Origin of the sequence: Kribbella caucasensis, assembly GCF_004361855.1 — a bacterium.
In the GTDB taxonomy this organism is placed as follows: Bacteria; Actinomycetota; Actinomycetes; order Propionibacteriales; family Kribbellaceae; genus Kribbella; species Kribbella caucasensis.
On record NZ_SNWQ01000014.1, the window covers coordinates 211,920 to 236,205 of the forward strand.

The 24,286-nt window shown below is 68.8% G+C and carries 26 protein-coding genes; 14 read left to right on the forward strand and 12 right to left on the reverse strand.

The features are described 5' to 3' along the window. The first annotated feature begins 3 nt into the window (after window positions 1–3). Window positions 4–1,260, forward strand: a complete 1,257-nt coding sequence (locus tag EV643_RS27285) for an MFS transporter (protein WP_133803004.1) — start codon at window positions 4–6, stop codon at window positions 1,258–1,260. 99 nt (window positions 1,261–1,359) lie between these two features. On the opposite strand, the gene EV643_RS27290 is transcribed toward EV643_RS27285, so the two are convergent. Further along, window positions 1,360–2,643, reverse strand: coding sequence for a hypothetical protein (locus tag EV643_RS27290; RefSeq protein ID WP_133803005.1), 1,284 nt, complete (start codon window positions 2,641–2,643; stop codon window positions 1,360–1,362). Between the two features lie 227 nt (window positions 2,644–2,870). Further along, window positions 2,871–4,370: an MFS transporter gene (locus tag EV643_RS27295; RefSeq protein ID WP_202869779.1), complete on the reverse strand. Its 1,500-nt coding sequence runs from the start codon at window positions 4,368–4,370 to the stop codon at window positions 2,871–2,873. An 88-nt stretch (window positions 4,371–4,458) separates the two neighbouring features. On the opposite strand from EV643_RS27295, the gene EV643_RS27300 reads away from it, so the two are divergent. Next, a complete protein-coding gene (locus EV643_RS27300) occupies window positions 4,459–4,890 on the forward strand; it encodes a MarR family winged helix-turn-helix transcriptional regulator (protein WP_238165836.1) in 432 nt (143 codons plus the stop codon). 69 nt (window positions 4,891–4,959) lie between these two features. Here the strand turns inward: EV643_RS27300 and ilvA are convergent, their stop codons facing one another. The 5 genes from ilvA to EV643_RS27325 all read right to left on the reverse strand — a co-directional run bounded on the left by ilvA (window position 4,960) and on the right by EV643_RS27325 (window position 9,559). Then, window positions 4,960–6,162, reverse strand: a complete 1,203-nt coding sequence (gene ilvA, locus EV643_RS27305; protein WP_133803007.1) for a threonine ammonia-lyase — start codon at window positions 6,160–6,162, stop codon at window positions 4,960–4,962. Window positions 6,163–6,208: 46 nt separating this feature from the next. Further along, window positions 6,209–7,012 (reverse strand): ABC transporter permease, encoded by an 804-nt coding sequence (locus EV643_RS27310; protein WP_133803008.1) that lies wholly within the window; start codon window positions 7,010–7,012, stop codon window positions 6,209–6,211. Then, on the reverse strand, window positions 7,012–7,794 hold the full coding sequence (locus tag EV643_RS27315; protein WP_133803009.1) for an ABC transporter permease: 783 nt from the start codon (window positions 7,792–7,794) through the stop codon (window positions 7,012–7,014). The genes EV643_RS27310 and EV643_RS27315 overlap by 1 nt, the downstream gene beginning before the upstream one ends. Beyond that, a complete protein-coding gene (locus tag EV643_RS27320; RefSeq protein WP_133803010.1) occupies window positions 7,794–8,741 on the reverse strand; it encodes an ABC transporter ATP-binding protein in 948 nt (315 codons plus the stop codon). Before EV643_RS27320 ends, EV643_RS27315 begins: the two co-directional genes overlap by 1 nt. Before the next feature lie 89 nt (window positions 8,742–8,830). Beyond that, window positions 8,831–9,559 carry an SDR family oxidoreductase gene (locus EV643_RS27325; protein ID WP_133803011.1) on the reverse strand — a complete coding sequence of 243 codons (729 nt, stop codon included), beginning with the start codon at window positions 9,557–9,559 and terminating at the stop codon, window positions 8,831–8,833. Between the two features lie 161 nt (window positions 9,560–9,720). On the opposite strand from EV643_RS27325, the gene EV643_RS27330 reads away from it, so the two are divergent. Further along, entirely contained in the window at window positions 9,721–10,275 is a 555-nt protein-coding gene (locus EV643_RS27330) for a MarR family winged helix-turn-helix transcriptional regulator (protein WP_133803012.1), read from the forward strand. Next, window positions 10,272–11,873, forward strand: a complete 1,602-nt coding sequence (locus EV643_RS27335; RefSeq protein WP_133803013.1) for an MDR family MFS transporter — start codon at window positions 10,272–10,274, stop codon at window positions 11,871–11,873. Before EV643_RS27330 ends, EV643_RS27335 begins: the two co-directional genes overlap by 4 nt. A 95-nt stretch (window positions 11,874–11,968) precedes the next feature. On the opposite strand, the gene EV643_RS27340 is transcribed toward EV643_RS27335, so the two are convergent. Continuing rightward, complete coding sequence (locus tag EV643_RS27340) at window positions 11,969–12,769, reverse strand: oxygen-binding di-iron domain-containing protein (RefSeq protein WP_133803014.1); 801 nt, start codon at window positions 12,767–12,769, stop codon at window positions 11,969–11,971. Between the two features lie 93 nt (window positions 12,770–12,862). On the opposite strand from EV643_RS27340, the gene EV643_RS27345 reads away from it, so the two are divergent. From EV643_RS27345 to EV643_RS44315, 6 genes are all read left to right on the forward strand, one after another. Continuing rightward, window positions 12,863–13,459: a TetR/AcrR family transcriptional regulator gene (locus EV643_RS27345; RefSeq protein WP_202869780.1), complete on the forward strand. Its 597-nt coding sequence runs from the start codon at window positions 12,863–12,865 to the stop codon at window positions 13,457–13,459. Between the two features lie 127 nt (window positions 13,460–13,586). Beyond that, window positions 13,587–14,180 carry a hypothetical protein gene (locus EV643_RS27350; RefSeq protein WP_133803015.1) on the forward strand — a complete coding sequence of 198 codons (594 nt, stop codon included), beginning with the start codon at window positions 13,587–13,589 and terminating at the stop codon, window positions 14,178–14,180. Continuing rightward, complete coding sequence (locus tag EV643_RS27355) at window positions 14,177–14,488, forward strand: hypothetical protein (protein WP_133803016.1); 312 nt, start codon at window positions 14,177–14,179, stop codon at window positions 14,486–14,488. The genes EV643_RS27350 and EV643_RS27355 overlap by 4 nt, the downstream gene beginning before the upstream one ends. Window positions 14,489–14,549: 61 nt before the next feature. Continuing rightward, window positions 14,550–14,801 carry a nucleotidyl transferase AbiEii/AbiGii toxin family protein gene (locus EV643_RS44305; RefSeq protein WP_166665595.1) on the forward strand — a complete coding sequence of 84 codons (252 nt, stop codon included), beginning with the start codon at window positions 14,550–14,552 and terminating at the stop codon, window positions 14,799–14,801. Further along, a complete protein-coding gene (locus EV643_RS44310) occupies window positions 14,729–15,211 on the forward strand; it encodes a hypothetical protein (protein WP_370452392.1) in 483 nt (160 codons plus the stop codon). The genes EV643_RS44305 and EV643_RS44310 overlap by 73 nt, the downstream gene beginning before the upstream one ends. A gap of 190 nt (window positions 15,212–15,401) precedes the next feature. Then, a complete protein-coding gene (locus EV643_RS44315; protein ID WP_166665597.1) occupies window positions 15,402–15,563 on the forward strand; it encodes a hypothetical protein in 162 nt (53 codons plus the stop codon). A gap of 56 nt (window positions 15,564–15,619) precedes the next feature. Here the strand turns inward: EV643_RS44315 and EV643_RS27365 are convergent, their stop codons facing one another. From EV643_RS27365 to EV643_RS27375, 3 genes are all read right to left on the reverse strand, one after another. Beyond that, a complete protein-coding gene (locus EV643_RS27365) occupies window positions 15,620–16,891 on the reverse strand; it encodes an AI-2E family transporter (RefSeq protein ID WP_133803018.1) in 1,272 nt (423 codons plus the stop codon). A gap of 33 nt (window positions 16,892–16,924) precedes the next feature. Beyond that, on the reverse strand, window positions 16,925–18,292 hold the full coding sequence (locus EV643_RS27370; RefSeq protein ID WP_238165837.1) for a glutamate mutase L: 1,368 nt from the start codon (window positions 18,290–18,292) through the stop codon (window positions 16,925–16,927). 61 nt (window positions 18,293–18,353) lie between these two features. Next, entirely contained in the window at window positions 18,354–19,508 is a 1,155-nt protein-coding gene (locus EV643_RS27375) for a cystathionine gamma-synthase (protein ID WP_133803020.1), read from the reverse strand. Window positions 19,509–19,642: 134 nt separating this feature from the next. On the opposite strand from EV643_RS27375, the gene EV643_RS27380 reads away from it, so the two are divergent. The 4 genes from EV643_RS27380 (at window position 19,643) to EV643_RS27395 (ending at window position 23,496) form a co-directional block, all read left to right on the forward strand. Further along, window positions 19,643–20,224, forward strand: a complete 582-nt coding sequence (locus EV643_RS27380) for a hypothetical protein (RefSeq protein ID WP_133803021.1) — start codon at window positions 19,643–19,645, stop codon at window positions 20,222–20,224. 8 nt (window positions 20,225–20,232) lie between these two features. Further along, the gene (locus tag EV643_RS27385; protein WP_133803022.1) at window positions 20,233–21,669 is read left to right on the forward strand and encodes a hypothetical protein; all 1,437 of its coding nucleotides are present in this window, start codon (window positions 20,233–20,235) and stop codon (window positions 21,667–21,669) included. Window positions 21,670–21,733: 64 nt separating this feature from the next. Next, window positions 21,734–22,315 carry a hypothetical protein gene (locus tag EV643_RS27390; RefSeq protein ID WP_133803023.1) on the forward strand — a complete coding sequence of 194 codons (582 nt, stop codon included), beginning with the start codon at window positions 21,734–21,736 and terminating at the stop codon, window positions 22,313–22,315. A gap of 8 nt (window positions 22,316–22,323) precedes the next feature. Beyond that, the gene (locus EV643_RS27395; protein WP_133803024.1) at window positions 22,324–23,496 is read left to right on the forward strand and encodes a hypothetical protein; all 1,173 of its coding nucleotides are present in this window, start codon (window positions 22,324–22,326) and stop codon (window positions 23,494–23,496) included. A 196-nt stretch (window positions 23,497–23,692) separates the two neighbouring features. Here the strand turns inward: EV643_RS27395 and EV643_RS27400 are convergent, their stop codons facing one another. After that, a complete protein-coding gene (locus EV643_RS27400; protein ID WP_133803025.1) occupies window positions 23,693–24,283 on the reverse strand; it encodes a TetR/AcrR family transcriptional regulator in 591 nt (196 codons plus the stop codon). Window positions 24,284–24,286: the final 3 nt, after the last annotated feature.

Genomic DNA, 24,286 nt, shown 5'->3' on the forward strand with positions numbered 1-24,286 from the left:
AGCATGACTTCGCCCGGCATCCTCAGTCATCCCGATTTCCGCCGCTTGTGGATCGCCGATCTGCTGAGTCAGCTCGGCGCCCGGCTCGGCATGATCGCCTTTCCCCTGCTCGCCCTGCTCACCCTGAACGCCTCGACCCTGCAGGTCTCGCTGCTGCGAACGTGTGAGACCGCCGCTTGGCTGGTGCTCGGGTTGTTCGCCGGCGCCTGGGTCGACCGGATCCGCTGCCTGCCCGTCCTCGTCGCTGCGGATCTCGGCCGCGCGGTGCTCTTCGGTTCGATCCCGGTTGCCGCCGCGTTCGACGTACTGACACTGACCCAGCTGTACGTCGTACTGACTGCCGCCGGACTGTTGACGGTGCTGTTCGACGTGGCGCACAGCTCGTACCCGCCCCGGTTGCTGTCGCCGGAACAGCTGCTGCCCGGCAACGCGCGACTTGCCGGGAACCACTCGGTCGCCGCAGTGGTCGGCGCCGGAGCGGGCGGTGTCCTCGTCCAGTGGCTCAGTGCGGCGGTGACGATCGGTCTGAATGCCGTTGGTTTCCTCTGGTCCGCACTATGGCTCCGCTCCATCCGTACGCCGGAGGTGCGGCCGACCGCACCGGAACACCGCAACCTGCGACGGGAGATCGTCGAGGGCCTCCGCTACGTGTTCCGCCATCCACTACTGCGACCGATCGCGCTGAACACCGCGACCACCATGTTGTTCCAGGCTGCCAACGGGGCGGTGATGATCGTGTTCCTGGTCCGGGAGATCCACCTGTCACCCAGCACCATCGGCCTGCTCAGCATGACCGGACTGCTCGGGGCGTTGGCCGCCTCCGCACTCACCGAACGCCTCAGCAACCGCATCGGCGACGCCCGTGCTTTCCTGCTCGCCACGATCGGGATCGGCGTCGCCTTCACCCTGCAGGCGCTGACCGGCCCCGGCTGGGGACTCGCCTGGTACGTCGGGGCGATGTTGCTGGCCGGAAGCTGCATCATCGTCGCGTACATCGTCCAGGTGAGCACCCGGCAACGGGTCTGCCCACCTGACCTGCAAGGCCGGGTCAGCGCGACGATGAGCTTCGTCGGCTGGGGCGCGGCCCCGATCGGCAGCTTGCTCGGCGGTCTCCTCGGCACGACCTTCGGCCTCCGTCCAACCCTCTGGATCGCCGGCATTGCCACCCTCCTCGGCTCCGCCTGGCTCGTCCTCTCCCCCTTCCGCACCCTGCGGACCGTCCCGGATGCCAGCTTCGAGAGCGGTCCGTCTCACCGCTGAGGACTTGTTTCACCACTGGGGTGCATGTGTCACCGCTGGCGGGTTATAACACGCCAGCGGTGCGGATAGCCGCCAGTGACGCGACCAGGCCAGTCGTAGTCAGTCGGAGGCGATTTGGGCTTGGCCTACCAGGACTTCTACGTCGAGGGCGGCGCGGCCTCGGCCGATCTCGACGTCCTTGGACTGGCCGCTGACAGCGCCGGTCCAGGTGACCCGGCCGAGCTGGGACTCGGTGTGGACGCGGACGTCGGAGCCCCGGCGGAGGTTGACGGTGGCGGTACCGGATTCGACCCGGACCCGGGAACGCCCCTTGGTGATCTGGGCGTCGAGGTTCGCGGAACCGGCCTGGACGAGCAGGTCGATCGGGCCGTCGACATCGGTGACCTTCGCGGTGCCGGCGGTGACGCGGACCCGGGTCAGGCCGGGCAGGCGTTCGGCCGCGACGCTTCCGCCGGTGACCTCGATCTCGACCTCGAGCATCGGGTTGACCCGGATGGACAGTTCCCTGGCGAATCCGTTGACGTGCGACTTGAGGTCGCCGACCGAGCGGGTGCGGAGCATGCTGAAACCGTCGATCGAGACGCCCATGTCGCCGTCGCTGGTGATCGCGAGGGTGTCGCCGTCGCGCTTGATCACGTGCGGGCCGTCGACCGCGACGCCGTTGATCGCGGGTTCGCCGATCAGGCGTACCCGGCGGCCGACCGCGCGGATCGTCACCCTGCGCACCCCGGACGGCATCGGCACGTTGCTGTGGTCGGCCTCCCGCTCCTCTTCGGTCGGCTCCGCATCCGACGGCTCGTCCACGAGTGCACCCTCAATCGGCGCATCGTCGACCACGCTGTCCAGGGTCTCGTCGGCACCCTCACCAGCAGCACCGGCCGCGGCTCCCGCAGTACCAGCAGTCGGCTCGGTGGAGGCAGAGTCGGCGGTGGCGCCAGATGTCGACGCACCGGGAGCGGAATCGGTGGACGAGGAGGCCGCGGAGTCGGCGGTGGGGCCGGACGCGGGCGCGCCGGGAGTGGAATCGGTGGAGGTGGCGGCCGCGTGCTTCGGGCCGGGGGCCTGGTCGGCTGCGTCGGGAGAGTCGACTGCGTCTGCCCAGACGGATGCGGATGGCACATCCTCGGGCCAGCCGACGCGCGAATCAGCGTCCGCCGCCGAGTCGGCATCCGGCGACCCGGCACCCGTCGGCTCGGCGTCGGGGGTCGGGGTTGCGTCCGGGGTTGCCTCGGGTGCTGACGCTGGGGTGGTCCCGGCTGCCGGTGTGGCGTCGGGCTTGGTGAGGGCTGCGATCAGTGTCGCGGCCTCGTCGCTGGTCAGGTGGCCCCTGGCGACCCGGTCGAGGACGTCCTTGACCCGGCGCTCGTAGTCGCTCTCGCTCATGTCCACAGTCCAGCACTCCGGCGGGGCCAAACCAATAAGGGATCGCCCCGAACTCTCCCGCGCACGAAACAGTGCGGGCCCCGGCGGAGTAGCCCGGGACCCGCACTGCGATTTCTCTCTATGTACTTCACGCCCCCTCGCGGGACCGGTTGTCGCCGTACTACGCGGTCGCTGGAGGGACCGGTGTCGCTGTATTTCGTGGTTCCCCGTGGTGAGCCCCGTACGGATCAGGCGGCGGGGGTCATTTCCTCTTCGGCTAGTTCGCGCTGGACGGACTCGAGTTCGGCTGTCTCCTGGGCTTCGGTGGCGCGGCGGGCCTTGAGGCCGATCAGGCCGGTGAGGGCGACCAGCAGGCCGACCGCGGCGATGCCCGTGACCACCCCGAGAGCCGGCTTGTACGCCGACAGCATCCCGGCGGGCGTGGTCACGCCGACCGACTGGCTGCCGATCACGGCGGTGACAACGGCGAGCATGATCGCGCCGCCGACCTGGTTGGAGGTGTTGAAGAGACCGGACGCGAGACCCTGTTCGTGGTCCTCGACCCCGGAGACTGCCTGGATATTCAGCGCCGGGAACGCGATCGCGAACCCGAGGCCGATCAGCATGATCGTCGGGAAGACGGTCGCGAAGTACGCCGACTCCGGGCCGATCCGCAGCGACAGGGCGTACCCGACGACGAACAGCGCCATACCGGCGATGATCATCCGCTCGGTGCCGATCCGGTCGGCCAGCTTGCCCGCGTTCGGGGAGAGCGTCGCGACCAGCAGACCGGCGGGCAGGAAGGCCAGCGCGGTCTCGAACGAGGACCAGCCGAGCAGGTTCTGCAGATAGAGCGTGCCGATCAACTGGAAGGCGACATAGGCACCGAACACGGTCAGGATCGCCAGGTTCGCCCGCCGCAGGGACGGGGTCCGCAGGATGCCGAGCCGGACCAGCGGGTGCTTCGACCGGCGCTCGACGATCACGAACGTGGTCAGCAACGCGGCCGCCAGAACGAACAGCCCGATCGTCTGGACCGAGACCCAGCCGGCGTGTTCGGCGCCGACCACGGCGTACACGAGAGACAGCATGCCGGCCGTGACGGTGACCGCGCCGGGGATGTCGTACCCGCCGGCGGCGTCGTCGCGCGGGCTGTTCGGGATGAGCTTGAGGGCGAAGAAGAAGACCAGCAGGGCGACCGGGCCAGGCATCAGGAAGGTCCAGCGCCAGCCGACCTCGGTCAGCGCGCCGCCGAGGATCAGGCCCATCGAGAAGCCGCTGGCGGCGCAGGTGGTGAAGATGCTGAGGGCGCGGTTACGGTCCGGGCCCTCGTGGAAGGTCGTGGTGATGATCGAGAGTGCGGCCGGCGCGGTGAACGCGGCGGCGACACCCTTCACGAACCGCGCGGCGATGAGCAGTTCGGGGTTGGTGGCCAGGGAGCTCAGCATCGAGACCACGGCGAAGACAGCCAGCGCGATCAGGAAGACCCGGCGGCGGCCGAGCAGGTCCGCGGTCCGGCCGCCGAGCAGCAGGAAGCCGCCGTAGCCGAGCACGTAGCCGGTGACGACCCACTGCAGGGACGAGAGCTGGACGTCGAGGTCCGCGCCGATGGAGGGCAGGGACATGCCGACCATCGACACGTCCAGGCCGTCGAGGAAGATCACGCCGCAGACCACGAGGAGGGCGCCCCAGAGGCGCGCGTCCCAGGTCATGCGGGCCGGTGATGTGGTGTGCGTTGTCTGTGTCACGAGGGGAGACTATTCCATGCGTGTGCATCTAATGTCTAGGCATTAAATGCGTTTGCATAGAATGCGCATGCATGATAACGTCCCCTCCATGACCGCCACGAAGGTCAGCGTTGGGACTGGTGAGACCAGCGCCGATGTCCGCGAATGGCGCGAGCTGCTGGCTCGCCACGCAGACCTGACCTGCGCACTTGACCGGGCGCTGCAGTCCTCCCACTCGTTGGGCATGAGTGAGTACGAGGTGCTCGAGCGGCTCGCCGAGCTGCCCGAGCAGTCCGCGAAGGTGCAGAAGATCGCGAAGTCGGTGCACCTGAGCCAGAGCGCGTTGTCCCGCGTGATCGGCCGGCTGGAGACCGCCGGCCTGGTTGAACGGCACATGTGTCCCGAGGACCGCCGCGCGGTGAAAGTCCGCCTCACCGAGGACGGCCTGCGCCGCCAGACAGAGGCGAAGCCCACCCAGCGTCAGGTTCTCGCCGAGAAACTGCACGCTCCCCTCGTCAAGGCCTGCGACCCGCTCGACTGAGCACGACGTCCGAAGAAACGTGGGCTATGACCCTCGGTTCTTCGGACGCAACGACGGGGGCGATCATCCTCAGTTGAGCGTGTACGTGTAGCCGTTGGCGGTGAGGCTGGCCAGTACTCGGTCGCGGTGGTCCTCGCCGCGTAGTTCGAGCTGCAGGGCGACCTCGACCTCGTCCAGGTTGAGGGTCTCCGAGATGCGTTCGTGCAGTACCTCGATGATGTTCGCGTCCATCGCCGCGAGCTGCGTCAGCAGAGTCGCCAGGCCGCCCGGCGTGTCCGGGATCCGCACCCGCAACGACAGGTACCGGCTGGCCGCGGCCATACCGTGCTGGATCACCCTCATCAGCAGAATCGGGTCGATGTTGCCGCCGGACAGCACCACCACGACGGGCGGCTTGAACCGTTTCGGCTCGTCCAGTACGGCGGCGACTGCGGCGGCGCCTGCCGGTTCGACCAGGAGCTTCGCCCGTTCCAGCACCAACAAGAGGGCCTTGGACAACGAATCCTCGGAGACAGTCCGCATCTCCCCGACGTACTGCTGGATCGCCTCGAACGGCACCTTGCCCGGCAGCCCGACCGCGATCCCGTCCGCCATCGTGCTCATGTGTTCCAGCTGGATCGGCTCGCCGGCCGCCAGCGAGGCCGGGTACGCCGCAGCGCCCGCAGCCTGTACGCCGACCACGTCGATCGGCATCCCGTCGCGCTGCACCGCGGCCGCGATCCCGGCGATCAGCCCGCCACCACCGGTCGGTACGACGACCGTCCGCACCTGCGGGCACTGCTCCACGATCTCCAGCCCGACCGTCGCCTGCCCGACCACGATGTCCGGGTGATCGAAGGGATGGATCAGGATCGCGCCGGTCTCCGCCTCGAACTCGCGGGCAGCCCGCAGGCAATCGTCGATCGACGTCCCGACGAAGCGGATCTCGGCGCCGTACGCGCGGGTGGCCTTCTCCTTCGGGATCGGTGCGCCGTGCGGCATGAACACGGTCGCCTTGATGCCGAGCAACTGTGCCGCCAGCGCCACCCCCTGCGCGTGGTTGCCCGCGCTCGCCGCGACCACACCACGCGCCCGTTCGGACTTGGACAGCCGGGCCATCCGCACATACGCACCGCGCAGCTTGAACGAACCGGTCCGCTGCAGGTTCTCGCACTTGAGGAACACGTCGCCGCCGACCAGCTCACTCAACCAGCGCGAGTACTCCAGCGGCGTCGGCGCCACCACGTCGTGCAACAGATCCGCCGCCCGCGCGATGTCCTTGGCACTGATCACTCCCAAACCCTACGGCCGTATCCACCCACCGGCCGGTCATTTGCGGCTACTTGAGCAGGAGTTTGCCGAGGCGGCGGGAGGCGACGTACATGCCGAGGGTGCCCATCGCGGCGAGGTAGAGCGCGTTGCCGAACAGGGACCAGCCGACCGTCCCGGTGGTGAACGCGCGCTCGAGGACGACGCCCTGGTAGAGCGGCGTGATCTCGACCAGCCAGCGGATCGCGTCCGGGTAGGTCTCGACCGGGTAGAACGTCGCCGAGAACAGGAACATCGGGATCACCGCCAGCTGGACGAACTCGAAGTCCTGCCAGCTGCGCATGAACGTGGTCAGCGCCATCCCGGCACCGGCGAACGCGAAGCCGATCAGCACCGAAGCCGGCAGCGCGACCACCGCCCACCAGGACTCGACCAGCCCCATCGCCAGCATCACCAGCAGGAACATCGCCGAATAGCAGGCACCCCGCAGCAACGCCCAGGTCACCTCGCCGGTCGCGATGTCCCACGGCCGCAGCGGCGTCGCCAGCATCGAGTCGTAGAGCTTGGCGTACTTCATCCGGAAGAAGATGTTGTACGTCGAGTCGAAGATCGCACCGTTCATCGCCGAGCTGGCCAGCATCGCCGGCGCGACGAAGGCGGCGTACCCGATCGTGGTGCCGTCGGACAGGGTGAAGTCGCCGACCAGCTGGGCGACCCCGATACCGATCGACAGCAGGTAGAACACCGGCTCGAAGAAGCCGGACAGGAAGACGATCCAGGAACGCCGGTAGAGCAGGAAGTTGCGCTCCACGATGTGCCGGCCACCACCGAGGCGAACCGGGACCGGAACGACCCGTGCGGTGAGTGTTGCCATCAGCCGATCAACCTCCGGGTGAAGGCGCGCACGGCGAGCCAGCTGCCGATCAGGAACCAGGCCAGCAGGTACCCGACGTTGACGAGCGCCAGCCACGGCTCGACCGTGCCCAGGCTCAGGTCGCGGGACAACTCGACCCCGTGCCACAGCGGGCTGACGTACGCGAGCCACTCGATCCAGTTCGGCAGCTGCGAGACCGGGAAGAACGCGCCGGAGAACAGGAACGCCGGGACCACGCCGAACCGGAAGATCATCGCGAAACCGGCGTCGTTGTCCAGCTTGGCGGCATACGCGGCGACCGGGCCGGCGGCGGCCATCCCGACCAGCAGCGCGACCGGCAGGGCCAGCACGCCGAGCGGAGACCCCAGCCCACCGAAGGCGGCGATCACCACCAGGAACACCGCGCAGGTACTGGTCACCCGGAACGCGATGAAGGCCAGCTGACCGAAGACGACGTCCGCCGGGCGCAGTGGGGTCGCGATCATCGAGTGGAAGAACTTCTGCCACTTCAGCCCACTCATCACCGGGTACGTCGCCTCCCCCACGGCGATCTGCAACCCGGTGGCGGCGAGCAGCCCGGGCGCGATGAACTGCAGGTAGCTCACGCCACCGAGCTCGCCGGTCCCGGTGCTGTCCACGAACGAGCCGAGGCCGATGCCCATCGCGGCCAGGTAGAGCAACGGCAGCAGGAAGCTGCTGATCAGCGTGCCCTTCCAGGTGCGCTTGTAGACGGTGACCCAGTAGTCGAACTGGCGACGCCCGTTCTCCAGTGCGAGCGCCATCAGTCGACCAACGTCCGGCCGGTCAGTCGCAGGAACACGTCCTCCAGCGTCGACCGCCGTACCAGCACCGCCGCCGGCTCCAGACCACGCTCGTGTACGGCGGCGACCGCGTGCTCACCGTCATCGGTGTACAGCAGCAGGCGATCCGGCAGTACCTCGATCCGCTCGGCCAGGTCGGCCACCTTGCCGGCCAGCGCGTCGTGGTCGGAGAGCATCACCTCCGGACCGAACCGCAGCTCGGTCACCTCCCGGGTCGAGTAGTCGCGGATCAGCTCGGCCGGTGAACCCTCGGCCGCGATCAGCCCGCCGTCCATCACCACCAGCCGGTCGCACAGCTGCTCGGCCTCGTCCATGTAGTGGGTGGTGATGATCAGCGTCACGCCGGCCTGTTTCAGCCGGAACAGCTTGTCCCACAACAGATGCCGCGCCTGCGGGTCGAGACCGGTCGTCGGCTCGTCGAGCAGCAGCAGGTCCGGCTTGCTCACCAGCGAGCGGGCGATCGTCAGCCGGCGCTTCATCCCACCGGACAGCTCCTCGACCTTGACCTTCGCCTTCTCGGTCAGCGCGACGAACTCGAGCAGCTCGTCCGCCCGCTTCCCGCACTCGGCCCGGCTCAGCCCGAAGTACCGGCCGTAGATGGTCAGGTTCTCCCGCACCGACAATTCGGTGTCGAGTGTGTCGTCCTGCGGGCAGACGCCGAGGCGGGCCCGGATCGACGGCCCCTCGGTGGCCGGATCCATCCCGAGGATCCGCAGCGTGCCCCCGCTGGTCGGCGAGACCGCACCGATCATCCGCATGGTCGAGGACTTGCCCGCGCCGTTCGGCCCGAGGAACCCGAACGCCTCGCCGCGGAACACGTCCAGGTCGATCCCGCGGACCGCCTCGAAGTCGCCGTACGACTTCTTCAGCCCGCGGACATGGACCAAGGACTCCCGCTGCTCACTCACGGCCTCGACCCTAGACGGACCGGCCGACACTTTCTTGTCGTTTTGGGCGGCTCCACGTTCCGACCGTAGAACCTCAATACGACTGGAGGTCAACCGCGACCGACGTACGGCATGCCCGCGGCCATCACAGTCAGGGTCGGTACCGCCACCGAGGTCGGCAACTGGGCGATCCGGACCACGAAGTCCGCGACGATCTTGGGATCGAACGTCGGCTCGACCGCGATCGACCCGTCCGGCTGGAGCACGCCTTGTGCCATCCGCTCGGTCATCTGGGTGGCGGCGTTGCCGATGTCGATCTGGCAGGCGGTGATCCCGTGCGCGCGCCCCTCCAACTCGAGTCCCTTGGTCAGGCCGCTGATCGCGTGCTTGCTGGCGGTGTACGCGATCCCCTGCGGCCGCGGTACGTGCGCCGAAATCGAACCGTTGTTGATGATCCGCCCGCCCTTGGGATCCTGCCGCAGCATCAGCGCGAACGCGGCCTGCGCACACAGGAACGACCCGGTCAGATTGGTGTCCACCACCCGCCGCCAGTCCTCCTCCGACACCTCCGGTACGGCGGCCGCCGGCGACCCCGTGCCCGCGTTGTTCACCAGTACGTCGATTCGGTCGAGGCCGGCGAAGAAGTCGCGCACGGCAACCCCGTCCGAGACGTCGAGGACCGCGATCCCGATCTCCTCCTCGGCCCCGGCGACCGTTTCGCGCAACTTCGCCTCGGTCCGCCCGGTGATCGTGACGCGGAACCCGGCCGCCGCCAGCGCGTGCGCCATCTCCCGTCCGAGCCCGGACCCACCCCCGGTCACCACCGCCACCCGATCCATTCGCCCATTCCTCTCATCGTCGGCGGCAGCCATTCTGGCCGACTGCCGGCGCGTTGCCGGGGCGTGACCGGCGGGTCACGGGGAGTTAACGACTTGCGGCGTACATGAACTCCTCGGAAACTCATTTGCGTGTATCACGCAACCATGTATATGCTTGCAGCATGCAAGTAAATGACGCGTACACAGCGCAGACCCCGATCGAAGGGGTCCTGCACGCGTTCACCCGGATCGGCCGGCGGCTGAAGTCCAAGCAGCCCGGTGACACGATCGACCACAGCGTCCACGTGGTCCTGTTCGTACTCCGGTGCCACGGGGCGATGCGGTTGTCCGACCTCGCCGCCAAGCTGGAGCTGGACGCCTCCACCGCGAGCCGGCACGTCCGGTCGCTGGAGCAGCTCGGCCTGGTCCGCCGCTCGGCCGACCCCGACGACGGCCGCGCCTTCCGGGTCGAGCTGACCGAGCAGGGCACCGAGGAGTGGGAGGCCGCCTCCAAACGGCGGATGCAGTTGCTGGCCCAGGCGATGGACGGCTGGACCGATGCAGACATCGAGACTTTCGAACGGCTGATGACCCGCTTCGCCGAGGGCGTCACCAGCATCGTCGACGCGCGCGGCGGCGACACCAAGGCCTGGGCGGATCGCGCCTGGGCGGACAAGGGCTGGGCCGCGATCGCCGCGCGGAAGAACACCGAAGAGAACGTGGAGAGCACCAGATGAGCACCACCGAGCCCGCCGTCTCCGGCGGGTCTTCATCAGCGCCGGAACCGAGCTACCTGTCCCACAAGCAGATCCTGGTCGTGCTGGCCGGTCTGATGGCGGGAATGTTCCTGGCAGCGCTCGACCAGAGCATCGTCGGCACGGCGCTGCCGCAGATCGTCAGTGAGTTCAACAGCCTGGACAAGCTGTCCTGGGTGGTCACGGCGTACCTGCTGACCTCGACCGCATCCACTCCGCTGTGGGGCAAGATCTCCGACCTGTACGGCCGCCGCCCGCTGTTCATCGCGGCGATCGTCACCTTCCTGGCCGGCTCGGTCCTGTCCGCGCTGGCGCAGAACATCGAAGAGCTGATCGGCTTCCGCGCCGTCCAGGGTCTGGGCGCCGGCGGCCTGATGTCGCTCGCCTTCGCCACCATCGGCGACGTGATCCCGCCCCGCGAGCGCGGTAAGTACATGGGGTACTTCGGCGCCGTGTTCGGCCTGTCCTCGGTGGCCGGCCCGCTGCTCGGCGGTCTGCTCACCGACGGTCCCGGCTGGCGCTGGATCTTCTGGATCAACCTGCCGATCGGACTCGTTGCCCTGGGCATCGTCGCGGCGGTGCTGAAGCTGCCGCACGTGAAGCGGTCGCACAAGATCGACTACCTGGGCGCCAGCGTGATCACCGCGGCGGTCACCACCCTGCTGCTGGCCATCTCCTGGAGCGGCCCGGACAACGGCTGGGGTTCCGGTACGACGATCGCGCTGCTGGTCGCCGCGGTCGTGCTGTCCGTCACCTTCGTCTTCGTCGAACTGAAGGTGGCCGAGCCGATCATCCCGATGGACCTGTTCAAGGGCCGGATCTTCTCCGGGTACGCCGGTTACGCGTTCCTGCTCGGCTTCGCGATGTTCGGGGCGCTGATCTTCCTGCCGCTGTACCTACAGGCGGTCAAGGACATGTCGCCGACCCGGTCCGGGCTGGCCCTGTTGCCGATGATCGTCGGTATCTTCAGCGCGTCGATCCCGAGTGGTCAGCTGATGAGCAAGACCGGCCGGTACAAGATCTACCCGATCATCTCCGCGGTCCTGGTCGGCGGTGCGATGGTGATGCTGTCCACGATCGGGATGGACACGCCGTACTGGCAGCTGGCGATCTACATGTTCGTGATGGGCGCCGGTCTGGGTCTGTCGATGCAGATCACCGTCACAGCCGCGCAGAACAGCGTGCCCCGGCAGCACATGGGCACCGCGACCTCGACGATGACGTTCTTCCGCTCGATGGGTGGCGCGATCGGTACCGCGGTGTACGGCGCGGTGCTGACCAGCCGGCTGACGGACCACCTGGGCGACATCGTCCCGCAGACCGCGCAGAACATGGTCGGCATGCTCGCCAAGGCGGCGAACAGCGTCGACGCCCTGCACGCGCTGCAGCAGCCGATGAAGGGCTGGGCGCTGCTCGGCCTGGTCCAGGCGATGGGCGACGTCTTCCTGGTCTCGCTGCCGTTCCTGGTGATCGCGCTCGTACTGGCGATCATCACCCCGGAGCAGCGGCTGGCCGGCCGCAACGACAACCAGCCGAAGGACGAGAACATCGAGGCCTCGGCCGCGGCCGCGATGCACTGACGCACCACTTCGAAACAACAGCCGCCCCTGGGAATCCCGGGGCGGCTGTTGTTCTCCAGGCGGCCCGCACCCGGCGGACGCCGTACGGGCTGTGCTCAGGCCGGCTCGAAGCTGGCCAGCATCTGCATCAGCCCCTCTTGATCAGGCCCGACGAACGGATCGGCGGCCGGCGCCTCGGTCAGCATGTCGAAGAAGGTCCCCACACCCCCGGGCGCGGGCGGCAGGTGACTGCTCAGCACGATCTCAGGCTCCATCGCCCGCAACGGCTGAATCGTCGCCATGAACTTGTCCGGATCGACCGTGTGCACCCACGGGCTGTCGATCGTGGCCCACAGCAACTGCCCGGCGCGGACCTGATCGGTCGGCAGAGCTCGGACGTCATTGCAGCCGGCCGATTCGGCGTCAGGCATCGGCGCGCCGAAGCAGTCCGAACTGAAGAGCGCCCGGGCCCGGTCGTCGTAGAAGCCGACCGTCGCCGGGTTGTCGAACAGCGGCGGCCGGAACGCCGTCAGCTTCCGGTCCCCGACGTCGAGCGTCTGCCCCGGGTTGAGCAGGAAGACCCGGTCCATCGGCAACGGCTGCGCGACCGACATGATCCCCATCCCGATGAACGTGGTCACCACCTTGGCCTGCGGCGCGGCCTCGAGCAGGTCGAAGATGCCGCCGGTGTGGTCCCGGTCCGGATGTGTCAGCCAGATCCACCGGACGTCCGCCGGATCCATCACCGAACCAAGTGCTTCCAGGAAGTTCCGGTCCGGCAGGCTCAACCCCGTGTCGATGACCACCGGCTGCTCTGACTGGATCACGAAGGCGTTGACCGGCAGGCATCCGGCGCCCGGTACCGGCACCTGGTCGTTCAACACGCTGATCCCATGCCCCATCCGATGGATCTCCATAACTCCTCCCCCTTCACCCTTCCCCCTTGTACGCTATTCAATGAACAGCGCCGTTCCATCAAATGTGTGCCTGGGGAGATTCGGTGTCAAGAGTTGACTGAGCAGAAGCAGTCGCCGAACTCACGCCCGTACCGGATGCAACGGCGGGCGGAGCAGGTCGACGAGACCCGGCAGCGGATAGTCGACGCTGCCGTCCACCTGCACGGCACGGTCGGCCCGTCCGGCACCACGATTGCCGGCATCGCCGCCGCGGCGGGCGTCACCCGGCTGACCGTCTACCGGCACTTTCCCGACGACCTCGCCTTGTACTCCGCCTGCTCGGCGCACTGGTTGTCTCAGCAGGTCGTCCCTGATCCGGCCCGTTGGGAGCAGTACGCCGATCCCGCCGAGCGGCTCCGAGTCGGTCTGGCCGACCTCTACCGCTTCTACCGGGACGGCCAGGCGATGCTGCTCGGCGTCTACCGGGACAAGGCGTTGCTGCCCGAGGCGATCCGCGAGGCGATCGACAACGACGACCGCGCATTCCGCGAGTTCCTGCTGGCCGCGTTCGACGTGGACGGCGAGAAGGAACGTCGCCTCCGCGCCGTCATCGGCCACGCGACCTCATTCTGGACCTGGCGATCACTCACCCAGGGGCTGACCGACGACGAGGCGGTCGACGCGATGACCACACTCATCCTCGCGACCTGACCTCAGACCACTGCCTCGGCAGCCGACCTGCACCCGGCGGACGTAGTACGGGCGGGTCCTCTGACCCTGTAGGCCACTAGGTTTCACGCGAGGGGTGACGCGCGGACCGACAGGGACAGACCGGTATATGAAGACACTGGACAGGCCGTTGGACGACGACGACCGGGCGATGGCCGATCTCGCCGACGTACGCGACTGGCGGCGGCTCGGCGGACCGCACGCGGGCGAAACCGGGCCGGTCCCGGTGCGCAAGCTGATCAAGCGGGTCGGTTCGGCCACCGGTTGGAAGCCGTGGCCGGTCAACCGGAAGACGGTGATCGACGACCAGCTCGACGGATGGGGCTTCCTGACCCGGCGCCGTACCGAGATGGCCGTGTACGACGACCAGATCCTGCCGCACAGTCCGTTCAGCGGCTGGGTCGCGTTCGCGATCGCGCCGGACGACGTCGCCGCCGCCGAGGCGGGCCTGGACGAGCATTGGCCGGTCAAGTTCGAGCTGGCTCGCCGGCACTGGGGACAACCGACGTACGTCGGCTCCGACAACCAGCCCGGGTTCGTCGACGAGTGGGCACCCGGCGCCGGTACCAGCCGCCGTCATCTGGCGGTCTGGTCGCCGCCCGGCGCCCAGATCCACCTGTACAGCGTCAAGCCGATGAAGGACCCTTTGTCGGTGTCGGTCGGGATCAACTACGCGGTGTACCTCGACGAGGAGGGGTCATGACGACAGCAACCGAGGCTGCCTTCAGACGGCAGTACCGGCTCGAGCACCGGGACGGCCGGGTCCATCAGGGAGCGGCCGCCGACCCGGGATCGGGCAGCCCCGTTTCGCAGGACGCGCTCACAAGCCTCCGCCACAAGGTGGACGCGGCCTACAAGAGCGCCCAGGGGGCTTCACAGGCCTTGACCGCTCTCAGTAAGGCGACCCCACCGCCGCTGCAGCAGGGCGAGGCCCGCACCAACACCGGCACCGGCGAACGCCAGGGCGCCCAGACCGACCGCACCACAGGCCGAGAAGGCCAGATCCGCTAGCTGTACCCGGTCAACCAGCCGGGAACGCCGGCCGGGCCTCCGCGTTCGGCAGACTGTCCGCATGAACCCGCTCCAGACCAGAATGGCGACTGTCGGGCTGCGGATCCTCGCCGACGACAGGTTCGTCCTCGCCGGTGGCTATGCGCTCCGCGCGCACGGCTTCGGCGATCGCGACTCCGACGACATCGACCTGTTCACCGACCTGCTGGACGCCGAGCGCTTCGCCCGGCGGTCGAGCGCTTGGTCGGCGCCTACCGCGATGATGGTCTGGAGACCGAAGTGGCCCGGCAGGCACCGGCGTTCGCCCGAGTAGTCGTCGCCGATGAATCAGGCGCTGAGGCCAAGGCCGATCTCGGGGTCGACCACCGAGGGTTCCCGCCCGTACAGCTGGACATCGGCCCGGTCCTGTCGGAGCCGGACGCGGTCGGCAGCAAGGTCGGAGCAATGTACTCGCGACTGGAACCACGGGACCTGATCGATGTACAGGCCGTGCTGGACAGCGGCCGGTACGACACCGACGCACTGCTCGCCCTCGCCGACCGGCGCGAGGCAACCCCGCTGGACCGCCAGATGTTCGCCGGCCAATTACTCGCAGGCAGCCGCCTGCCGAACGCTGGCTTCGAGCGCTACGGCGCCTCACCCGAGCTGATAGCGAGAGTCCGGGCGACGGCGATCGAGTGGGCCGAGCTCCTGAACCAGCCATCGGCGAGAGTGGACTCATGACCGAGGAGCGCCGGACCCAGCCCGGAGACTCGTACGCGTCGCGGATCCCGTATGTCGTGCCGGATTCACTTGACCAGCTCACCGTCCACGCACCGGGGTCGTCGAGCTCCCGGTCCGCATCAACTGGAGCCCGCACCGTACCTACGACCTCGCCGACCTTGATGACCGGGTGTCGATGTACACGAAGGTGATGAGCGAGGCTTCGACGCTCGCCGACCTCAGCCGATTCCTGAACAAGGACCTGCTGATCGAGCTGTGGCCGCAGTTGCGGCCGCCGCGGTACTGCGTGCGCCGCTGGCACACCAAGTTCCCGCAACTGGCCGCGCTGGGGAGTGGCGGCGTCTGGCAGTAATCCGGACCACAAGCAGACCGCGGAACCGGCGTACGGGGAAGCTGACTGGGGTTCAGCTAGCTGTCGGCGGGTTCGGGGGGTGGGGGTTTGCGGACGTGTCTTCGCGGTAGGGGGCGTGGGGGTTCGGGGTCTACGTCGTTGCCGGCGAGGTGGTTGATGATGGTGTTCAGGACGGCGGCGGTCGGTACGGCGACCAGGGCGCCGACGATGCCGGCGATCACCACGCCGGTCGCGATCGCGAGGATGATCGCCAGCGGGTGCACGCTGACCGCGCGGCCGAGCAGGAACGGCTGGAGCACGTGCGCCTCCAGTTGCTGTACGCCGATCACCACGGCCAGCATGATGATCGCGACGATCGGCCCCTTCGCCACCAGCGCGACCAGTACCGCGACCGATCCGCTGAGCAGCGCGCCGACGACCGGGATGAACGCGCCGACGAACACCAGGATGCCGATCGCGCTCACCAGCGGCAGCCCCAGGATGGCGGCGCCGATGGCGATCCCGACCGCGTCCACGGCCGCGACGACGATGGTCGCCCGGACGAACGCGGTCAGCGAGACCCAGGCCTTGCGACCCGACGAGTCCGCCTTCGCGCGCGCCTGCAGCGGGAACAGCCGGACCACCCAGGCCCAGATCTGCCCGCCCTGGTAGAGGAAGAAGAACAGGCAGAACAGCGCGATGAAGAGACCGGCCACCACGTGCGTGGCCGTCGACCCGACCTCGGCCGCCCGCTGCCCCAGCGCGCCGCCTGACATCACCGTGTCGCGCAACTGGTTGAACAGGTCGGTGACGTCCTGATCGGTGATGTTGAGGTTGATCCGGGCCAGGTCGCGCAGCTTCTGCACACCTTCGCCGACCTGGTTCGACAGGTCCTCGAACTGCGTCGCGATCTGCGCGCTGACCAGGGTGAGCAGCCCGGCGACCAGGATGATGGTCGCGAGCACGGTGATCCCGGCGGCCGGGCCGCGCGGGATCTTCAGCTTCTGCAGGCCGTCCGTCACCGGCACCAGCAGAGCGGTGAGCAGGACGCCGACCGTCACCGGTACGACGACCTCGGACAGGTACCGCATCCCGTAGCCGATCACGACGACGGCCGCCACGATCACCAGGAAACGCCAGGCCCACGCGCTCGCGACCTGCATCGCCGGCGTGACCCCGGTGTCCACCTTCCCCCGGCTGGACGTGAGCACTGGATGCTCGGCACTCTCGTCATCCGGTGCCACGGTGTCGCTGACGCGCTCGGCGACCTCGTTGTCCGCCACCAGACTCGGTTCGTCGCGCCCCACTTCCGGTACGTCGGCCGACTCGTCCCGCCCCGGGTCGCTCATCACACCTCCGCTTACTCGGCTGCCTGCCTGAGACTAGTGCCCGCTGCCGACGGTTCCATGAACGGCCGAACCGATGCGGCGAGCGAGGCCCTGGGCGGCGACCGGGTTCACCTCGGCCAGCAGACCGACCCCGGCGAGCACGTAATCCTGGTCGACGCAGATCGGGCTGTCCGACGGGACCAGCCAACCCTCCTCCTGCGCTCCGGCCGCGACCGAACCGAGGATCCGCGCCGCCACCTCGGGCGGGTTGTGCCGCAGCACTCCCCCGGATCCGACCAGCAGATCGACCTCACGAAGATCCTTCCCGGACCGCTCGATCACCCGTCCGCCAGGCCCGAAGACGACCCGTTGCCGACCCGCGTGCCGCCGCAACGCCACCGTCGCGGCGACGCGGGCCAGCAGTTCGTCGTACGACGTCTCTTCGGCATCGCCCGGCAGGTACGCCGGGTCGTCGTGCCGGCGTTGCGCCGCGGCCCGCAGTACCGGGGTTTCGTCGATCAGGCCGGCCTCGATCCCAGCCTGGACGACCGGTACGGCGCTCCACCGCATCCCGAGGTCGCCCTCGACGGTCCGCGTCACGGGGTGCGTGGCAACCACCTCGCGACCGAGATTCGCGTCCTCGGGGTCCAACTCGATCACCGAGTGCACGTCCGTGGTCGCGCCGCCGATGTCCACCACGGCCACGTCGCCGTGGATCGCGGCCAGCACCTCGACTCCGCGGAGTACGACATCGGGCGTCGCGGCCCGGACCATCTTGGCGAAGGCGGGCTCGCGGGACAGGTTCTTGCCGCCGATGACGTGGGCCAGGAACATCTCGCGGATCGCGGCCCGTGCGCTGTCCGGCGCGAACACACCGATCTCGGGAACGACGTTGTCCGCTATGACATGCGGGACCTCGCCCAGCTTGTCGCGGACCGCGTCCTGGGCCTCTCGGTTGCCGGCGACAACGACCGGGCGACGCCACTTGTACTTCGCGAGGACGTCGGCGGCATTGGTGAGTACGGCGGAGTTGCCGCCGTCGGTGCCACCGAGCAGGAGTACGACGTCAGGCTTGGCGGCTCGGAGTTCCTTGAGCGAGGTCGCGGTCAGTCCGCCGTTGACCACGGCAACGACCCGGCCGCCGCTGGACAGCGCGACCCGTCGGCCCGCCTCGGCGGTGACGAGCTCTTCGTTGCCGACGACACCGATCCGCAGGCCACCACCGGCGCTTGAACAGGCCAGTACTTCGGCGGTGGCGACGGCGCGATCGGCGGCGAGAAGTTGCTGGCGGCAAGCGTTCCAGCCGTCCATGATGTCGGTGCCGATGGTGGTCCGGTGTTCGGCCCGGGCGACCAGGTCACCCGAGCCGGCGTCCACCGCGATCGCCTTCGTGAAGGTCGACCCGAAGTCGACCGCCACCACCAGCGCCACTAGACCCGCCGGCCGGGCGGTTGCGATCCCGGCCGGGTCTGGCGAGTGGGCATCACGCCATCGCGCGGTCGAGGTCGGCGAGCAGGTCGTCGATCGTCTCGATGCCGACGCTGAGCCGGATCAGGTCGGCCGGTACTTCGAGCGGCGTGCCCGCGACCGAGGCGTGCGTCATCTTGCCCGGGTGCTCGATCAGCGACTCGACGCCGCCGAGTGACTCGCCCAGGGTGAACACGTCGGCCTTGTTGCAGATGTCGATCGCGTGCTCCTCGCCACCGGTCACCCGGAACGAGACGATCCCGCCGTACCGCTTCATCTGCTTGGCCGCGGTCTCGTGACCGGGGTGACCGTCGATCCCCGGGTAGAGCACCGAGGTGACGGACTGGTGCCGCTGCAGGAACTCGACCACCTTCTCGGCGTTGTCGCTGTGCCGGTCCATCCGGACGCCGAGGGTCTTGATCCCGCGCAGCACCAGCCAGGAGTCGAACGGCCCGGCGACCGCGCCGATCGCGTTCTGGTGGAAGGCGATCTTGTCGGCCAGCTCCTGGTCGCGCACGATCAGCGCGCCGCCGACGACGTCCGAGTGCCCACCCATGTACTTCGTGGTCGAGTGCACGACGACGTCCGCGCCAAGCTCCAGCGGCTGCTGCAGATACGGCGAGGCGAAGGTGTTGTCGACCACGAGCAGGGCGCCGGCGTCATGCGCGAGCTGCGCGATGATCGCGATGTCGGCGACGTTGAGCAGCGGGTTGGTCGGCGTCTCCAGCCAGACCACCTTGGTCTTGCCCGGGCGGATCGCGGCCCGGATCGCGTCCGGATGTGTGACCGCGGCCGGGGTCATCTCGACGCCCCAGTTGCCCAGCACCTTCGAGAACAGCCGGAACGTGCCGCCGTACGCGTCGTCCGGGAACACCACGTGGTCACCCGGCACGCACACGGACCGGATCAGCGTGTCCTCGGCGGCCAGGCCGCTGGCGAACGCGAAACCACGCTTGCCCGCCTCGATCGCGGCCAGGCACTCCTCCAGCGCGGTTCTGGTCGGGTTGGCCGAGCGGGAGTACTCGTACCCGTTCCGCAGCCCGCCGACGCCGTCCTGCTTGTAGGTGCTGGTGGCATAAATCGGGGGCACCACCGCACCTGTGGTCGGGTCGGGCTCGTTCCCGGCGTGAATGGCGAGCGTCTCGAAGCCGTACTGGTGGTCGTAGTTCACCGAACCAGCCTACGGCGTGGTCCTATTCACATCTCACCCGCCCACGCCTGCTTGTGGATAAAGCGAGTGCGGTGCACCTGAGGACACGTACGGTTATCGGTGCTGACCTGGTCGAGGGAGAGGACACGGCGCGGATGAAGACGCAGGACAGGCCGCTGGACCAGGACGACCTGGCGATGGCCGATCTCGGCGAGATCGGCGACTGGACTCCGATCGCGGGGCCGGATGACGACGAGTCGGGGCCGGCGGTGGTCCGGGCGCTGGTCGGGCGGGTGATGAACTCGACCGATTGGCAGCCGTGGCCGCTGCAGCAGGGTGAGGTGATCGGCCCCGAGATGGTGTCCTGGGGGTTCACCACGCGGCGCGGTACGACGATGGTCGTCTTCCCCGGCCTGGCGTTCCCCGATGTCACGGAGAGCGGCTGGTCGGCGTACGAGCTCGGGCCGGACGACATCGCGGCCGCCGAAGCGGGGCTGGACGCGCACTGGCCGGACCACCTCGCGCTGGCGATCACGCACTGGGGCCAGCCTGACTACGTCGGTGACGACAGCAGCCCGACGTTCGCCGACGACTGGGCGCAGGGCGCCGGAGCGGGTCGGCGGCATCTTGCCGTCTGGTTGCGGCCGGGGGCGCAGTACCACCTGTACAGCACCAAGCCGAGCAAGGACCCGCTGAGCACGGCCGTCGGGGTCAACTACGCGGTCTACCTCGACTAGGAGCGCCGATGAGTACTCCGAACGCGGGCCCGGAGCGGAACCCGATTCGCCGCCTGACCACAGCCGTCTCGAACTGGCACCACACTCGCCGCGGCAGATCGATGGTCAAGGGCGCCTATGCGCGGGCCTACAGCGACGCCAGGCGGATGGACAAGGACTTCCTCGAGCGGATCGGCCGCGCGGACCTGACGCCGGGCGACCTGCAGGTGCTCTCCACCGCACACCTCGAGGCGGAGTACGGGAACAGCAGGCAGGTTGCGTACGCCCAGGCCCTCGACTCCATCGTTGCGGGGCGGGTGCAAGCGGCCGCACCGTCCGCGCAGACGACCCGGAACCCCATAAAGATGGTGGCCAACCGCTACTCCCGCTGGAGCAACGTCCGGCAGGGTAGGGCGACCCTGAGGGCCGGGTACGCCCTGGCGGAGCAGTCCCTGAAACGGATGGATCCGGCCGCCTTGCAGCGGATCAGCCGGGAAGGGGTCACCAGGGCGGCCCTGCAGAATCGGATCGAGACCCGGATGGACCAGGTCATCCGCCCCGAACTCCACCAGAACGCCGCCGCCCCGGGGCAGGTCCAAGGCCAGGCACCCGCCCAGACACCAGGCCAAGCAGCAGGTCAGGCGCCGGCACAGGCTCCGGCACAGTCACCCGCACAGGCGCAAGGCCAGGCGGTACCGGCACCGGCGCACGGCCAGGCCGTACCTGCACAGGCGCAAGGACAGGCGGCACCGGTCCCGGGTCAGGCGCAGGCCGGGCCCGGCGCGGCTCCTCAGGCGGGCCCGCCGACCATCGCGCAACGGATCGGGCAGGCCGCGGGAACGGTCTCGCGCTGGGCCCAGACGGCGTGGAGCGCGACGACAAACGCCGCACGGCAAGCCGCCCAGGCCTTCACAGCCGCCCGGCAGAACCCCGAAGCGGACCCCCGAACGACCGAGGCCTGGAACAGCCCGGGCTACACCGGCCGAGATAACCAAGTCGCCAGCCGGCAGGTCAGCCCCGCTGCGTACGAGCCCACCGGCATACACCCCATCGTGCGCGATCAGTCCACCGCCGGACCCGAGCGAACAGCCGCCGAGCCCGAGCAAACAGCCGGCGAGCCGGCGGCGAACCACGACGTCGGCAAACACCCAATCGTCAGCGAGCAGGCCACCGGCGAGCCTGTTGCGAGCCAGGCCGCCGAAGACCAGAAGGTCGTGAACCAGCCCGTTGAGGTGGGTGATGCGCTCGCACCAGGTGCGTCGAGCGGGGCTGATGTGAAGGCCCAAACCCCAGCCGAAGCCCAGGCCGCCCAGGCCGCCCGCGCCGCGCAGAACGGGGTTCCACCTCTCCGGAAGGTCTCCCCAGAGGCCGTTGGGGCGGCAGTGACCCAGGCCCAGGCCGGCACCGGACACAGCCAACAGCAGCAGACCACCCAAGAGACCGGACCAAGGGCGGGCCGCGGATGACCCTGACCAGGTCCTAGCGTTGCGCAGGATGGCTTGACTCACGGACGGAAGGGAACAAGCCCGGATGAAGACGCAGGACAGGCCGCTCGACGAGGACGACCTCGCGATGGCCGACTTCGCCGAAGTAGCGGACTGGACCAAAGTTGCAGGGCCTGACACTGACGACACCGGCCCGGCCGTGGTGACCGCGCTGGTGAACCGCGTGATGAACTCGACCGGCTGGACGCCCTGGCCGCTGGAGCCGGGCGAGAAGATCGACGACGTCTCCGCGTCCTGGGGATTCACCACCCGCCGCGGTACGACGATGGTCGTCTTCAACGGGCTCGCGTTCTCCGACTGCCGCAACAGCGGCTGGTCGGCGTACCAGATCGGGCCCGACGACATCGCCGAGGCCGAGGACGGGCTGGACACGCACTGGCCCGACCACCTCGCGCTGGCCCGCAAGCACTGGGGCGAGCCCGACTACATCGGCGACGACAGCAGCGAGACCTTCATCGACGAGTGGGCTCCCGGTGCGGGCGTCGACCGGCGGCACCTCGCCGTCTGGGTCCGTCCGGGCGCGCAGATCCACCTGTTCAGCAACAAGCCGACGAGAGACCCGCTGACTCCGGCTGTGGGTGTCAACTACGCCGTCTACATCGACTAGGAGTTTTTGTGAGCACACCCAGCGAAGGGCCGGCCCGCTCGTGGACGCCGGGCGACGTCCAGGCCGCCGCGAAGGTTTTCGCCGATCTCAACACCAGTGAGCAGCAGGCGTTGATGCGCTCGATCCGCACCCACGAGATTCTCGCGCCGGTGCACAACGCCATCGAGCGTTCGGTCGCGTTCACCCGCGCTTCGATCGAAGGACTGAGCGACTACGCCCAGCAGCTCGCTGTCGGCGCCCGGATGTTGGGCCAGTCGGCTACGGACCGGGCCACCCAGTTCGGTCAGAACGTGGCCGCCCGCGCCGGCCAGGTCCGGGACGCCACCACCCAGTTCGGTCAGAACACCGCGCAGCGCGCCGGCGCCGTCCGGGAGAACGCCTCGAACCGGGGCACCCAGCTGAGCGCCCGGGTGGCGGAGCTGGTCAAGAACGCCCGCGACGGCGTGACCGGCGGGGTCAATTGGGCCAAGAACACGGCTGCCGATGTGGCCACCCGCGCAGCGGAAGGCGTGAACGCCGGGCGCCAGGCAGCCGTCAACCTCGGAAACCAGGCCATGGATGCCGGACGGCAGGCGGTCGACGCCGGGCGGCAGGCCGTCCAGACGGGGCGGGACGCCGCCGTCAACTTCGGGCAGCAGGCCGTTGAGACGGGTCGCCAGGCGGTCGAGACCGGGCGGCAGACGGCCGTCAACGTCGGAAACCAGGCCGTCGCGGCGGGGCGGCAGGCGGTCGAGGCCGGTCGCGAAGCTGCCGGCCGGGCTGGGCGCTGGTTCAACAACCAGATCAGCAATGCCGCGGCCAAGGCGAGTGCAACCTTCGCGGGGATCGCCGAGCGTCGGATGGACCCGGCGCTCAAGGGCCCGGATCTCAGCCTGCCGGACAACCTGCGGATCAACCAGCACCTGACCGAGATCGCCAGCGCACAGACGCCAGACCAGCTGAACAACGCCGCCGGCAACCTGGCGACGTTCATCAACGAGCGGCGCCAGCAGATGACGGGCACCCAGATGTCGGCGCAGGAAGCCAGCAATCTGGCCAGGGTCGCTTTCAGTGGTGTCGGAGAGCGTGCCGGCGAGACCAGGCCGGCCCAGGCCGCCGGTCAGGGGCAGGACAACCAAGGCGCACAGGCCCGTCCCAACCTCACCAAGCCCGAGCCCAAGGGCCCGAAGATTGGCGGCTGACCAGCCGAACACCTGAAGACGCCGCCGAGGGACTTCCCCTCGGCGGCGTTTTAGCGTCCTGGGCGGAACTGGACGACAGCGGGTCAGTGGGCCGGGCCGGCGGTTCCGGTACGTCGTCGTCGGCGTCGTGTCAGGGGCGTGTCAGCTGGGTGTCTGGCCGGACGACGATGGTGGGGCGCATGACAGGTTCTGCAGTTCAAGGGCTGGTGGTGGGGTGCCGCTGGCGGAGGGCGAGGATGGCCGTGGCGGCGTCGAGGAGGTGGTCTCGCAGGTCCGCGTCGCTCAGCTCGCTCGGGTCCATACCGGCTGACAGGGCCGCACCGATCACCTCGACCGCTGCGGCGGACAGCACCCGATCGCGGGGGCTCGGATCCGGGCCGGCCAGCCAGACCTGGAAGCTGCGGCTACGCCTGATCAGGTCGTCCAGATCGTCACCGAAAGCGGCCAGCACGGCCGCGATGTCGCGCAGCAGGGTCGGCCCGGTGTCGCGGTGCTTGATCACCACATCCAGGTACGCCGCGAGCAGCTCGCGCTCGGTCTCGGCCGACCACGGCAGCGTGTCGACCAGCTCGAGAACTCGGTTGATGTCGTCGAAGAAGGTGCCGATGATCGCTCTCAGCAGGTCCTGTTTCGACGAGTAGTGGTAGTACAGCGACGCCTTGGTGATGCCCACCTGTTCGGCGATCTCGCGCAGGCTCGTCTTCTCGTATCCCTGCACCGAGAACAGCTCGAGTGCAGCCCGATGGATCTCGGCCTTCGTGTCCCGGGCCCTGGTCTCGTGCTGCATGCC

Coding starts and splice junctions, on each gene's coding strand:
- EV643_RS27285 (WP_133803004.1), top strand. CDS start 4: ATGACTTCGCCCGGCATCCTCAGTCATCCCGATTTCCGCCGCTTGTGG.
- EV643_RS27380 (WP_133803021.1), top strand. CDS start 19,643: ATGAAGACGCAGGACAGGCCGCTGGACCAGGACGACCTGGCGATGGCC.
- EV643_RS27400 (WP_133803025.1), bottom strand. CDS start 24,283: ATGCAGCACGAGACCAGGGCCCGGGACACGAAGGCCGAGATCCATCGG.
- EV643_RS27340 (WP_133803014.1), bottom strand. CDS start 12,769: ATGGAGATCCATCGGATGGGGCATGGGATCAGCGTGTTGAACGACCAG.
- EV643_RS27355 (WP_133803016.1), top strand. CDS start 14,177: ATGACGACAGCAACCGAGGCTGCCTTCAGACGGCAGTACCGGCTCGAG.
- EV643_RS27335 (WP_133803013.1), top strand. CDS start 10,272: ATGAGCACCACCGAGCCCGCCGTCTCCGGCGGGTCTTCATCAGCGCCG.
- EV643_RS44315 (WP_166665597.1), top strand. CDS start 15,402: ATGAGCGAGGCTTCGACGCTCGCCGACCTCAGCCGATTCCTGAACAAG.
- EV643_RS27290 (WP_133803005.1), bottom strand. CDS start 2,643: ATGAGCGAGAGCGACTACGAGCGCCGGGTCAAGGACGTCCTCGACCGG.
- EV643_RS27365 (WP_133803018.1), bottom strand. CDS start 16,891: ATGAGCGACCCGGGGCGGGACGAGTCGGCCGACGTACCGGAAGTGGGG.
- EV643_RS27330 (WP_133803012.1), top strand. CDS start 9,721: ATGCAAGTAAATGACGCGTACACAGCGCAGACCCCGATCGAAGGGGTC.
- EV643_RS44305 (WP_166665595.1), top strand. CDS start 14,550: ATGAACCCGCTCCAGACCAGAATGGCGACTGTCGGGCTGCGGATCCTC.
- EV643_RS27310 (WP_133803008.1), bottom strand. CDS start 7,012: ATGGCAACACTCACCGCACGGGTCGTTCCGGTCCCGGTTCGCCTCGGT.
- EV643_RS27350 (WP_133803015.1), top strand. CDS start 13,587: ATGAAGACACTGGACAGGCCGTTGGACGACGACGACCGGGCGATGGCC.
- EV643_RS27390 (WP_133803023.1), top strand. CDS start 21,734: ATGAAGACGCAGGACAGGCCGCTCGACGAGGACGACCTCGCGATGGCC.
- EV643_RS27325 (WP_133803011.1), bottom strand. CDS start 9,559: ATGGATCGGGTGGCGGTGGTGACCGGGGGTGGGTCCGGGCTCGGACGG.
- EV643_RS27315 (WP_133803009.1), bottom strand. CDS start 7,794: ATGGCGCTCGCACTGGAGAACGGGCGTCGCCAGTTCGACTACTGGGTC.
- EV643_RS27385 (WP_133803022.1), top strand. CDS start 20,233: ATGAGTACTCCGAACGCGGGCCCGGAGCGGAACCCGATTCGCCGCCTG.
- EV643_RS27300 (WP_238165836.1), top strand. CDS start 4,459: ATGACCGCCACGAAGGTCAGCGTTGGGACTGGTGAGACCAGCGCCGAT.